A 12,934-nucleotide genomic window follows, 5' to 3' on the forward strand; every position below is an offset into this window, starting at 1 on the left:
TTTTGAGTGGTGTGTAGCGTGAGCGCTTCGCTAAGTGTAAAAGCTAAAACTAATCAACCGTCATCCTGAAAAGCGACGTAGGAGCGCAGTTCAGGATCTCCTAACGTTTTCCCTATAACATTATAACGCACACAAATAAGGCCGATATAATCCAATATATCGGCCTTTCTTTTTTTTTGCTCTAACACGTAACCCGAAGCGAAGCGTTCTCGGCTCTCGCAACAATCTTCTTCTATCCGAGCCACGAGAAGCGAAGCGCCCGAGACTCGAGCCTCGCAATATTAATGATTCGTATCTTGTGCTAACTGATTACCACGCAGCGTTAAACCACACAGCATGACAGGCATCGCGTTGTAGATCTCAGCAAACTCATCCAAACCCGTTAACCCTTGGTCAGATAGCGTCATAATTGCCGTTTCTGGATCATAAAGCATACTAACAGACAGCAATACGCCACCTAGTAATGCGTTATCTTCACTATCTTCAGGCATCAAGTTTTCCCAATCATCACGGCTAAGCTGCCAGCCTTGTAATAAGCCTTCAGCAAAGTCACGAACCGATTCAGTTACCACTTCTTCTTCATCCAACGCGTAGCCTTCAGGCCAGCTCCAGGTGCCTTCAAGCAAAGCAGGGTGAATACGGTTCCATTCTGCAATAACAAGTTCAGCATATTGCTCAAACTGTTCAGCAGTTTCAAAAGGAGCCGTCTCTTCACCACCCCATAAGAACGGAAGCCATTCAGAAGGATCAAGCAAATGTGGTGCAGCTGCCATAGCAGTGATAAAGCCTTGTGTTTGCGCGGCATTCAATAATTTGTTTTCAAGCTCAGGTTGGCTTAGTAGTTCATCTAACGTCACGGTATTTACCTATTCACAAATGATGAGGTAATGATAGCAAGCTCATAGGTGAGAACATACCGTTATTAGAAAAGTTTAAAACTCTTTGAACAAATGCCCAATTGAAAGACTAGTGAATCCATTTGCTTTAAATTAAATATACAGATTTATAAACTGGGTTTACTTTGAAAATGTAACTGTAAAAACCACTATATTTAAATTAAATGGTTTTTAATACTTTGATTTGGTTGGTGCAATAGGAATATAATCTGCCTAAAGTGAGAAGGGTAGTGAATCACGACTTAACTCATCAATTTTATTAGTTTTTTATTCTTGATAGGTAGGTTAGCAAATGTCGTTTTCAGGTTCAGCCCGCTTTCGCCAAGCCGCAGCCGATATGTTTGCAATGGTAGTGTTTAGCTTTATTGCCGGCATGGCGATAGAGATCTTCGTATCAGGCATGTCTTTTCACCAATCACTAGCCTCAAGAACACTATCGATTCCAGTAAACATTATTATCGCCATTCCATACGGTTTATTTAGAGATTGGATACTACGTAAAAGCCAACATATCTCTATGAGTCGCTGGGTAAAAAAATTAGCCGATATGTTTGCTTATGTGACATTTCAGTCGCCAGTTTATGCCCTGATTTTATTAGTCGTCGGCGCAACCCCAAATCAAATCTTAACCGCAGTGATCAGCAACGCCGTCGTCGCAGGTGGAATGGGCGTAGTGTATGGCGTGTTCTTAGATGCGTGTCGTAAGTGGTTTAGAGTACCGATGTACACATAAGGCCAGTGGTGAGATAACGAAATAAGTTAAATATTGACCACTTAACCACAAAACACTGGAAAAAGCCCCAAAGCGCTTGACCTTACTCAGCATAATCATTAAATTAGCGCCTCGTTAAGCAAAGCCTTAACAACAAAATTCGGTGAGTTGTCCGAGTGGCTGAAGGAGCACGCCTGGAAAGTGTGTGTACGGCAACGTACCGAGAGTTCGAATCTCTCACTCACCGCCACATTCTTGAAAAAAGACGTCCTAGGACGTCTTTTTTTTGTGCCTGAAGATCACCAAAACCAATAAGGGCAATTTTTTATCTGACCATAACGGTTGCTCTATTATTGAATCTCAAGAGACATTAAAACAAGCTACCCCGGAAGCTAATAACTATGAGAGTGCGGTATTATCTTATTGCATGACGCCCAAAAATAGAGAACAGATTCAACAGCACTTAGGTTTGAAAAACCGTGAATACTTTATAAAAAATATTTTAAAACCTTTGATTGACGCTAGTAAATTGGCTTTAACTATTCCCGATAAACCAACCAGCCCAAAACAAAAGTTTATTACGGTGCAGACGGGACAATGATGTTAAATTTCGTTTCATAGCTCATAAATCCTCCCGTTGTATAATTGATGATTAGCTAAATAGTTCTTTTGATTCTAGCGTCTCATAGCAGAAATGTCATCTCCTAGGAAAGGTTTAGAGCTTTACTGCGATGGTAAAGTTGATTGTTAGAATGAGCATATCTGATAAGTAATACGTTAGGTAATAACAGTTGTTTACAATCTTAAGTCGTAGGCCTCACTCCGCCACATTCTTGAGGCCCTAGCAGATTGTTGGGGGCTTTTTTAGCCTACAGGCCTCTATATTTTCTTTATCTCTCATCGCCATATCTAACTGAGCCATATATCATTATAAAAAAATGACTTACCTCTGGTTTTCTTATGTCCCAAACAATTGCTATCTATAACGAAAATGCAGCTCAATTTGTTGAGCAATATGATTCCGTTACCTTTGAATCGGTTCATCAGTCCTGGCAAGAATATTGGCCTCAATCTGGATCTAATGTTTTAGATATTGGTGCTGGCTCTGGGCGTGACTCGCGTTGGTTTGTGAATCAAGGTTGTTCTGTCGTGGCAGTAGAGCCTTGCGATAATCTACGTCAACTAGGGCAACAAAACTCACCAGATTCGATTCAATGGTTTGGAGACTACCTACCAGATTTAGTCGGTGTTGAGGCATTGGCTCGTCAATTTGATTTGATCTTATTATCTGCGGTTTGGATGCATATTCCAGTTGAGCTACGTCCTGCTTCATTAAAAGCTTTAGCTGAACAATTAAATGCTCAAGGTAAGATCGTTATTACACTGCGTCATGGTGACTTTGATGATGGGCGAGAAGGCTACGATGTGTCTATTAAAGAAATTGAAAGCTTGGCCAATCAAGTAGGTTTGGTGATATGCCAACAATCCGATTCCGATGATGTATTGCAGCGTAACTCAGTGATTTGGGAAACGGTTGTATTAAGCCAACAAAATTAGAGTGAATATGACACCAATTCATCACCAACAGCAGCAACTAGATTTTATTGCCTACATTCAACGTTTGCTTGTTGAAGGTGATTTTACGGCAACGTATAAGTTTGCTTTATTGCATGCGCTGGCTGATGTCTGTGTCGAACAACCATTTGTATATGAAAACAGCGACCTGAATATTCCTTTAGATCTGTTAGCTGAAAAGCTGATTATTTTGTATTGGCATCATGCTGTACCATTTTCATCAGAACATACGGGTGAAATGGCGCTACTTAAACAGAATAGTGGCGGGCAATCTAAAGTCATTTCGGTGCTTTACGAATGCCAGCAAAATAACATCCGCAGTTTACGGGCGTTAAAGCAAAGTGAACATTGGCCAAGTGTTTTTAAAGCCGCCATGCAAACCTTAAAAGATGGGCCTCTTTGGCGTCTACAAATTCTTGCTAAACAAGAAGAGTGCTTTCTTTATCCCCATAGTAAAGGCCAATCGTACATTACGTTAAAGCCAGGCATTGCTTCTTGCTTTAGACGTTTTTACGATCTGGTTGTCTATTTAGCCAAAAACTCATGGCTACAAAAAATTCAAAGTATTAAACATAATCAAAGTTTGATTGGCCCACAAAGTCAGTTGCATGATTTTCTATTTGGTTTAGACCGCAATGCACTAGGCAAAGCAAAGCCGATACTCGAAGAATTACAACATGGTCTGTGTTTTTACTGCCAAAAGCCGTTAAATGGAAATACAGAAGTGGATCACTTTATTCCTTTTGCTCGTTATGCCAATGACCTAGGCCATAACTTTGTCGCTGCCCATCGAGCTTGTAATAACAATAAACGTGATTTTTTAGCAGGGCAGAAGCATAGAGAGAATTGGGAAGATCAAAACCTCGTCCAGTTTAAAGCGACGATTGAATCTGAGTTGAGCGCCTATTTTCACTGCGATGCAGATAAGTCTCGCGCGGTAAGTAATTGGGCCTACCAAGTCGCAAACAGTAATGGTGCAAAACTTTGGCTAGCAAAAGATAGCTTTGAGTTAGCGGTAAGTCAGCCATTGCAATATAGCCAACCGCTAGGTCTAGTGGCTGAAAAACCTGCAAAATATGAATAGTTGAAAAATCTAGCTTATATTTTCCATTGTTCCTTTTATTGTTATTTTCCCTATCATTTTTTCCATCTCTACACTTTTCCTACTAGCACTTTTGCCACCACGCTCACATTCTTACTTTCTTTTCTATCAATAAAACCCAAATTGTCGACAATCTCTTTGACACACGCCTCCTTTGTCGCTTAATTTATCACCATTAAATATAGATTGTTGACACTTTGGTGTTGGAGTGAGTGTAAATGGCGAGTGTGGCAGACAGCGTGGTAAACAATATTTCTGATGTTAAAGAGCATACTAAATCAGAAAGCCTGACCGAGTATTTAATTGAAGCGATTGTGAATGGTGAGCTTGAGCCGGGGAGTAAAATCTCTGAGCCTGAGCTGGCTAAGTGTTTCTCGGTCAGCCGTGGGCCGTTGCGTGAAGCGATTATGCGGGTAGAAGCTTTGGGTTTAATTGAGCGTATTCCACATGTTGGGGCGAGGGTAACGACGTTCTCGCAGCAAAAGCTTATTGATTTATATGCGGTGCGTGAAGCATTGGAAGGCATGGCCGCTCGCTTGGCGGCGCGTTGTATGACCGATGATGAAATCGATGCATTAGAACAGGTATTGTCGACACATTCTGAGCATATCAATCAATCGGATGGTCAGTCTTATTTTCATCAGCACGGCGATTTTGATTTCCACTACTGCATTATTAAAGCCAGCCGTAATGCTCAATTGATTACTTTGTTGTGTGATGAGCTGTATCACTTATTACGCATGTATCGTTATCAATCCCCACGTTCGCATTCCCGTCCGGTTGATGCGCTCAACGAACATCTATTTATTTTTCAGGCTATTAAGAATCGTGATGAAGAATTGGCGGAAATGCTGATGCGTCGACACATTTCAGGTAGTCGCAAGTTAATCGAGCAGCAAATCGGTTAGATAAACATATTCAAGTTAAGGAGAACGACAATGGTGACATTAAGCCAGAGGCAACAATTGACTCAAGGACAAAAGTTTCGGCTCGCGGTAGAGCAAAATGATCCGCTGCAAATCGTCGGTACGATAAACCCTTATTGCGCCATGATGGCAAAGAATATTGGTCATCAGGCGATTTACCTTTCTGGTGGTGGTATTGCCAATGCGTCTTATGGTTTGCCCGATCTCGGCATTACAACTCTTAATGATGTGCTGGTGGATGTTGAGCGGATTACCAATGCGTGTGATCTGCCTTTGCTAGTGGATATCGATACCGGATTTGGTGGCGCGTTTAATATTGCGCGCACCATTAAGGCAATGGAAAAAGCTGGCGCAGCGGCGGTTCACATGGAAGACCAAGTGGCGCAGAAGCGTTGTGGTCATCGTCCTAATAAAGCGATTGTGAGCCAACAAGAAATGGTCGACCGAGTAAAAGCCGCGGTAGATGCTCGCAGCGATGAAAGCTTTGTGGTGATGGCACGTACCGATGCACTAGCGATTGAAGGTATTGATAAAGCCATTGAACGTGCGATTGCTTGTGTCGAAGCCGGCGCGGATATGATCTTCCCAGAAGCGATGAACCAGTTAGAGCAATATGTGCAGTTTTCTGAAGCATTGCAGTCTGCAGTTGGGCGTCATGTGCCGATTCTGGCCAACATTACTGAGTTCGGCCAAACGCCATTATTTAACGGTGAGCAATTAGCCAAAGCTAAAGTGGATATGGTGCTTTACCCATTAAGCGCATTTCGGGCAATGAACCGCGCGGCAGAAAATGTCTATAAGCATTTATTGGTTGAGGGCAATCAAGAAGCGTTGCTTGATCAAATGCAGACTAGGGCGGAGTTGTATCAGCATCTTAAATATCATGATTATGAGGATAAGCTGGATCAGTTGTTTTCGGAAGAATAGTAAGAGCTGAGCTGGAAGAGCGCGAATTAACCAAGTCGTCATCCTTGAGGAGCCTAGGCGACATCGAGGATCTAGGTATACAAGGTGTGGTGATTAGATTCCCGCTCTCGCCTAGGCTCGGCAGGAATGACGGTGTTTTCTGTTTCGTGTTGTGAGCGTCGTAGAAAGGCTTAAATTGTAGCCCAGAGAGTATTAGCCAACCAAGTCGTCATCCTTGAGGAGCCTCAGCGACATCGAGGATCTAGGTATATAAGGTGTGGTGATTAGATTCCCGCTCTCGCCTAGGCTCGGCAGGAATGACGGTGTTTTCTGTTTCGGGTTGCGTGTGGAGTGAACGCTTCGCTACGTGTAAGAGCAGAAGCGTCATCCTGAAAAGCGACGTAGGAGCGCAGTTCAGGATCTCCCACAGTAATTGACTGAGTCACATGCGGTAGGAGATTTCTGATGTCGCCTTTCGGCTCCTCAGGAATGACGACTTAAAAGAATGTGACAGAAATGACGGTGCTTTTTTCGAGCTACGAGAAACGAGAAGCGAAGCTCCCGATATTCGATAAACCAATAACGTGAAAACCATATCACTGCCCACCAAGTGCACTAAGCACGATGCCAATAGAGCGAACGCGGTGATATAGAAAAGGAGTTCAAATGACAAACAAAACTTTAGCTGGAGCCGGTTTACGTGGACAAAGTGCAGGCACGACTTCGTTGTGTACTGTCGGTAAATCAGGTACCGGATTAACTTACCGCGGCTATGATATTACCGACTTAGCCCATCACGCCCAATTTGAAGAAGTGGCACATCTACTACTAGTCGGGCATTTGCCGAATCAAACCGAACTAGATGCTTATAAAACCCGTTTAATTGCGCTGCGTGGGCTGCCGGATGCGCTTAAACAAACATTGGAACTGATCCCGGCAGATGCTCATCCAATGGATGTGATGCGTACAGGTTGTTCTGTGCTTGGCAATCTAGAACAAGAAACCGACTTTACCCAACAGCAAGTGGCGACAGAACGTATGTTAGCGTTGTTTCCGGCTATTATTTGTTACTGGTATCGCTTTAGTCATGATGGCGTGCGAGTCGATACTTTCGATCAAAGTGAAGATTCCATCGGCGGTTATTTTCTCAAACTACTCACCGATAAAGCTCCGAGTGAACTGCATAAACAAGTGATGCATTGTTCATTGATTTTATACGCTGAGCATGAATTTAATGCCTCAACCTTTACTGCGCGGGTGTGCGCTTCAACCTTGTCTGATATTCATTCTTGTATTACTGCGGCCATTGGTAGTCTGCGTGGGCCGTTGCATGGCGGTGCTAATGAAGCGGCGATGGAAATGATCCAAGATTGGCAAACGCCAGATGAAGCGGAAGCCAATATTCTGAAAATGCTAGCCAACAATGACAAGATCATGGGCTTTGGGCATGCGATTTATCGGGAAAGCGATCCTCGTAATGCACTGATTAAACAATGGTCGAAAAAGCTTTCTGAAGCGGTAGGTGATACACAACTTTATGCGGTTTCAGAGCGTGTCGAAGCCGTAATGAAACGTGAAAAAGATTTGTTCTGCAATGCCGATTTCTTCCATGCTTCGGCTTATCACTTTATGGATATTCCCACCAAGTTATTCACGCCAATATTTGTGATGAGTCGACTCACTGGTTGGTCAGCGCATGTGTTTGAGCAGCGAGCCAATAATCGAATTATCCGTCCTAGTGCGGATTATGAAGGGCCAGAGCATCAAGAGTGGCTGCCGATCTCGCAACGAGCATGATCAAATCAAGGTTTGGAGAAAATGATGAACAATCAATATCGAAAAGTATTACCCGATACCGGGCTGGAGTATTTCGATGCGCGCGCGGCGGTAGAAGACATTCAAGCTGGGGCTTATCAAGGTTTGCCTTATACCTCACGCGTGTTGGCAGAAAATTTAGTGCGTCGTTGCGAGCCTGAACATTTACAAGCGTCGCTGCGCCAGCTTATAGAGCGTAAACGAGACTTGGATTTTCCCTGGTATCCGGCGCGGGTCGTGTGTCATGACATTTTAGGTCAAACGGCGTTGGTTGATTTAGCGGGCTTGCGTGATGCGATTGCCGAACAAGGTGGCGATCCGGCCAAAGTGAATCCGGTCGTTGAAACTCAATTGATTGTCGATCACTCATTGGCGGTAGAACATGCTGGCTTTGAAGGCGATGCATTTGATAAAAATCGCGCCATAGAAGATAGACGCAATGAAGACCGCTTTCATTTTATCGAGTGGTGTAAAACCGCCTTTGAAAATGTCAGCGTGATCCCAGCCGGTAATGGGATTATGCATCAAATTAACTTAGAGAAAATGTCTCCGGTTATTCAAGCCAAACAGGGGATTGCCTTTCCCGATACTTGCGTGGGAACCGATAGCCATACGCCGCATGTGGATGCATTAGGCGTGATTGCGATTGGCGTTGGTGGACTAGAAGCCGAGACCGTGATGCTTGGGCGTCCGTCGATGATGCGCTTGCCAGATATTGTAGGCGTAAAGCTGGCCGGTAAGCGTCAACCGGGTATTACCGCGACCGATATTGTGCTGGCAATAACCGAGTTTCTGCGCAATCAAAAAGTCGTGTCTGCCTACCTAGAGTTCTTCGGCGAAGGAGCGCGTGATTTAACCATTGGCGATCGCGCGACCATTTCTAATATGACCCCTGAATACGGCGCGTCCGCGGGCATGTTTTATATCGATGAACAAACCATTCAATACTTAAAACTGACTGGGCGTGATGAGAAGCAAGTTGCTTTGGTTGAACAATACGCCAAACAAACCGGTTTATGGGCTGATGATTTAGCTAATGTGGATTATGAACGAGTACTGGAATTCGATCTTTCTAGTGTGCAGCGCAATATGGCTGGGCCGTCCAATCCCCATCGTCGTTTGCCTACCAATCAATTAACAGAACGCGGTATAGCCAGCGCGTGGCAAAAGAAAGAAGGTGAATTGCCAGATGGCGCAGTGATCATTGCTGCCATTACCTCATGCACCAATACTAGTAATCCTCGTAATGTAGTTGCGGCAGGGCTGGTGGCGAAAAAAGCCAATCAACTTGGTTTAGTGCGTCAGCCTTGGGTGAAAACCTCTTTTGCACCGGGATCTAAAGTCGCCAAGTTATATCTTGAAGAAGCGGGTTTATTATCCGAATTAGAGCAACTAGGCTTTGGCATTGTCGGCTATGCCTGCACCACTTGTAATGGTATGAGCGGCGCGCTTGATCCGGCGATTCAGCAAGAAATTATTGAGCGTGATGTTTACACCACCGCGGTGTTATCGGGCAATCGTAATTTTGATGGTCGCATTCACCCTTATGCCAAACAAGCGTTCTTAGCTTCTCCGCCATTGGTCGTGGCTTATGCGCTTGCGGGAACCATTCGTTTTGATATTGAGCAAGATGCGTTAGGTCATGATGGGCAAGGTAATCCAATCTATCTAAATGACTTATGGCCAACGGATGAAGAAATTGATCAGGTAGTCAATGAGCATGTGAAGCCGGAACAATTTCAGCAAATTTATGTGAAGATGTTTGAAAAAGATAGCAACATTTATCAAACCAAGCCGCTGTATGACTGGCGTAAAATGAGTACCTATATTCGCCGCCCGCCGTATTGGGAAGGCGCGCTGGCCAGAGAATGTACTTTAAAAGGCATGCGGCCGCTGGTGATTCTCGGCGATAACATTACTACCGATCATTTATCACCATCTAATGCGATTTTAGCTTCCAGTGCGGCAGGGGAATACCTAGCCCAAATGGGGCTGCCAGAACAAGATTTTAACTCGTATGCGACCCATCGAGGCGATCACCTAACTGCGCAACGTGCGACCTTTGCTAACCCGAAACTGTTTAATGAAATGGTGGTGGAAAATGGCGAAGTCAAACAAGGCTCTTGGGCGAGAGTTGAACCAGAAGGCCAAGTCACTCGTATGTGGGAAGCCATTGAAACCTACATGCAGCGTAAGCAGCCGTTGATTATTGTTGCAGGTGCTGACTATGGCCAAGGTTCATCACGCGATTGGGCAGCTAAAGGCGTTCGCTTAGCTGGCGTTGAGGCGATTGTGGCAGAAGGCTTTGAACGTATTCACCGTACTAACCTAGTTGGCATGGGCGTACTACCGTTGCAATTTAAACAAGGGACTAATCGACATACTTTGGCACTCGATGGCACCGAGTTATATGACGTGAAAGGGGACATTACCCCAGGTTGTGATTTGGTATTAGTGATTACTCGGGTAAATGGAGATCAAAAAGGCGAAATAGTCGAAGTTGAAGTCACTTGCCGTTTAGATACCGCTGATGAAGTGTCGGTGTATCAAGCGGGTGGCGTATTACAGCGTTTCGCACAAGACTTTTTGGCGCATTAACTGGTGTAGATGCAGGATATAGAGGGTTTTAAATATGAATCAATCGGTGACGGTGTCACAAATGTCTGGCGCGCGACAAATAAAAGTTCCAGCAACCTACATGCGCGCCGGAACCAGTAAAGGTGTGTTTTTCAACTTGGCGGAACTACCTGAAAGCGTTCAACAAGCCGGAGAAAGCCGCGACCACTTTTTGCTGCGGGTGATTGGTAGTCCAGATCCGTACGGCAAACAAATTGATGGCATGGGCGGCGCAACTTCAAGTACCAGCAAAGTGGTGATTTTATCCAAAAGCGATAGCCCAGAGTACGATGTCGATTACCTGTTTGGCCAAGTGTCTATCGATAGCCCTTTTGTTGATTGGAGTGGTAACTGCGGTAATTTGTCTTCTGGCGTCGGTGCCATGGCGCTGCATATGGGGTTAATAGATGAGAGTAAAATCCCAGAACAAGGGCGGTTAGCAGTTCGAATTCGCCAAGTGAACATTAACAAAACCATAGTCACGCACGTGCCGATTAAGCATGGTCAGGTGCAAGAACTCGGGGGTTTCGAGCTCGATGGCGTGACCTTTCCTGCGGCGGAAATTCAAGTGGATTTTCTGGATCCTTCTGATAGTGAACCTGCTGATGGTGAAGCTGCCGATGGTAAAGGTTCGATGTTTCCAACTGGTAATGTGGTCGATGAGCTTGAAGTTCCGGGAATAGGCTGTTTTCAAACGACCTTTATTAATTCTGGTATTCCAACCATGTTTATTGATGCGCAAGCACTCGGTTATCAAGGCACTGAATTGCAAGATCACATCAATAATGATGAAAAAGCGTTAGCCATGTTTGAAACCATTCGTGCTTACGGCGCAGTTAAAATGGGTTTAATTGAACATGTTGACCAAGCTAAGCAGCGGCAGCACACACCTAAAATTGCTTTTGTTAGCTCGCCCAAAAGCTATGTGACGTCTAGCGAGCAGTCGGTGAATGCCGGTGATATTGATGTGTTAGTCCGCGCCTTATCAATGGGGAAATTGCACCATGCCATGATGGGCACCGCGGCGGTGGCAATTGGTTCCGCGGCTAGTGTGCCGGGTACAATTGTGAATCTTGCCGCGGGTGGTGGCGAGCGCGAATCTGTGGTGTTTGGCCACCCATCTGGCAGCTTAAAAATTGGTGCTAAGGCTAGCTATACTTTGCTTGAAAATGGTGAGCGAGATTGGAAGATAGAAAAAGCCAGCATGAGCCGCAGTGCGCGGATATTAATGGAAGGCTGGGTTCGCGTGCCCGATCAGTTTTAATAAAGGAATTTTAATAGCGGAATTTTTTATCAGGTTCACAGCTACTAGATAAATCACTAGGTTACACGATGTCTTTTGTTACTATCTATACTCTTCGTACTTGAAGCTGCAGCTTTGTTGACGGCGTTCTTTCGCCTCAATCACATAGGCGAGCTATGCTCATGGGGCCTCATTCACTTGTCGCCTCACTGCAACTCCAATTACTTTGAGTATAATACTCAAGTAGTTTCAAAATGGTGAACTCACTTGATATTAACTCTTTTTGTTTAAGGATAAAACATGCAGCAAGATGTCGTGTATTTTTCAGATGATCAACGTGTCAGTTTAACCTCTTATATCCAGCCTAAACGCAGTGAACTACCAAATCAAACGGCATTGCCAGCAGTGATTATCTTCCCCGGTGGCGGCTATAAAGTGCTATCAGAAAGGGAATCTGATCCGGTGGCATTTTCTTGGTTAGCCAAGGGTTATAACGTGTTTATTCTGCGCTATTCGATTCAAGAACACGCAGCATTTCCTCAACCTATGCTCGATGCTTTTAAAGCGATTGCTCATGTTCGTCAGCAGCATCAGCACTACAATATTCACCCTGATAAAATTGCCTTGCTTGGTTTCTCAGCTGGTGGGCATTTAGCGGCGAGCGTTGGCACTCTGTGGAACCGTGAAGAGTATCAGCAATTGGCTGGCGTAGAAGGGCAAGAGCATAAACCTAACGCGCTAGTTTTGGCGTATCCAGTGATCACCACAGATTGGATGAAGTTAAATATTGAAGCCAATTTGAAGAATATTCTGCGTGAGAAATTTGATGATCCGCAGATGATTTCGACGGTTACTTGCCATCACAATGTTGGGCCGCACACGCCTCCGACCTTTCTTTTCCACACGACCGAAGACCAATCAGTACCGGCTTCTGATAGTTTGAAATTTGCTAGCGCACTAGATGATCAAGGCGTGCCTTATGAGTTGCATATTTTTCAACGTGGGCCACATGGGATTTCGCGAGCCAATGCATTAACCGATGATGGAACAGGGCTGAAAATTGAGCCAGAAGTACAGTGCTGGGGAGATTTATGTTCAGCCTGGTTAGACCGTTTGTTTGAACATAATCGATAAATCTAACCT

General features: G+C 44.6%; 11 protein-coding genes and 1 tRNA gene. 11 read left to right on the forward strand and 1 reads right to left on the reverse strand.

Annotated features, from left to right (window positions below; genetic code table 11):
• Positions 1–281 precede the first annotated feature (281 nt).
• A complete protein-coding gene (locus tag K358_RS0112745) occupies positions 282–857 on the reverse strand; it encodes a UPF0149 family protein (RefSeq protein WP_027697189.1) in 576 nt (191 codons plus the stop codon).
• A gap of 331 nt (positions 858–1,188) precedes the next feature.
• On the opposite strand from K358_RS0112745, the gene K358_RS0112750 reads away from it, so the two are divergent.
• The 11 genes from K358_RS0112750 to K358_RS18485 all read left to right on the forward strand — a co-directional run bounded on the left by K358_RS0112750 (position 1,189) and on the right by K358_RS18485 (position 12,925).
• Positions 1,189–1,629 carry an L-alanine exporter AlaE gene (locus K358_RS0112750; protein ID WP_027697190.1) on the forward strand — a complete coding sequence of 147 codons (441 nt, stop codon included), beginning with the start codon at positions 1,189–1,191 and terminating at the stop codon, positions 1,627–1,629.
• Between the two features lie 141 nt (positions 1,630–1,770).
• Positions 1,771–1,858, forward strand: a tRNA-Ser gene (locus tag K358_RS0112755).
• 36 nt (positions 1,859–1,894) lie between these two features.
• Entirely contained in the window at positions 1,895–2,209 is a 315-nt protein-coding gene (locus K358_RS18480) for a Fic family protein (protein WP_038150152.1), read from the forward strand.
• Between the two features lie 359 nt (positions 2,210–2,568).
• Positions 2,569–3,165 carry a class I SAM-dependent methyltransferase gene (locus tag K358_RS0112765; protein ID WP_027697191.1) on the forward strand — a complete coding sequence of 199 codons (597 nt, stop codon included), beginning with the start codon at positions 2,569–2,571 and terminating at the stop codon, positions 3,163–3,165.
• 7 nt (positions 3,166–3,172) lie between these two features.
• A complete protein-coding gene (locus tag K358_RS0112770; protein ID WP_027697192.1) occupies positions 3,173–4,267 on the forward strand; it encodes an HNH endonuclease in 1,095 nt (364 codons plus the stop codon).
• A gap of 236 nt (positions 4,268–4,503) precedes the next feature.
• Entirely contained in the window at positions 4,504–5,193 is a 690-nt protein-coding gene (locus tag K358_RS0112775; protein ID WP_027697193.1) for a GntR family transcriptional regulator, read from the forward strand.
• 30 nt (positions 5,194–5,223) lie between these two features.
• Complete coding sequence (gene prpB, locus K358_RS0112780; protein ID WP_027697194.1) at positions 5,224–6,138, forward strand: methylisocitrate lyase; 915 nt, start codon at positions 5,224–5,226, stop codon at positions 6,136–6,138.
• Positions 6,139–6,783: 645 nt separating this feature from the next.
• Positions 6,784–7,914 (forward strand): bifunctional 2-methylcitrate synthase/citrate synthase, encoded by a 1,131-nt coding sequence (gene prpC, locus K358_RS0112785; protein ID WP_027697195.1) that lies wholly within the window; start codon positions 6,784–6,786, stop codon positions 7,912–7,914.
• Between the two features lie 24 nt (positions 7,915–7,938).
• Positions 7,939–10,530, forward strand: a complete 2,592-nt coding sequence (acnD, locus tag K358_RS0112790) for a Fe/S-dependent 2-methylisocitrate dehydratase AcnD (RefSeq protein ID WP_027697196.1) — start codon at positions 7,939–7,941, stop codon at positions 10,528–10,530.
• Positions 10,531–10,564: 34 nt separating this feature from the next.
• Positions 10,565–11,812 carry a 2-methylaconitate cis-trans isomerase PrpF gene (prpF, locus tag K358_RS0112795; RefSeq protein ID WP_051241302.1) on the forward strand — a complete coding sequence of 416 codons (1,248 nt, stop codon included), beginning with the start codon at positions 10,565–10,567 and terminating at the stop codon, positions 11,810–11,812.
• A gap of 279 nt (positions 11,813–12,091) precedes the next feature.
• On the forward strand, positions 12,092–12,925 hold the full coding sequence (locus tag K358_RS18485; RefSeq protein ID WP_051241303.1) for an alpha/beta hydrolase: 834 nt from the start codon (positions 12,092–12,094) through the stop codon (positions 12,923–12,925).
• Positions 12,926–12,934 lie beyond the last annotated feature (9 nt).

Origin of the sequence: Vibrio litoralis DSM 17657 (assembly GCF_000426765.1) — a bacterium.
Lineage (GTDB): Bacteria > Pseudomonadota > Gammaproteobacteria > Enterobacterales > Vibrionaceae > Vibrio > Vibrio litoralis.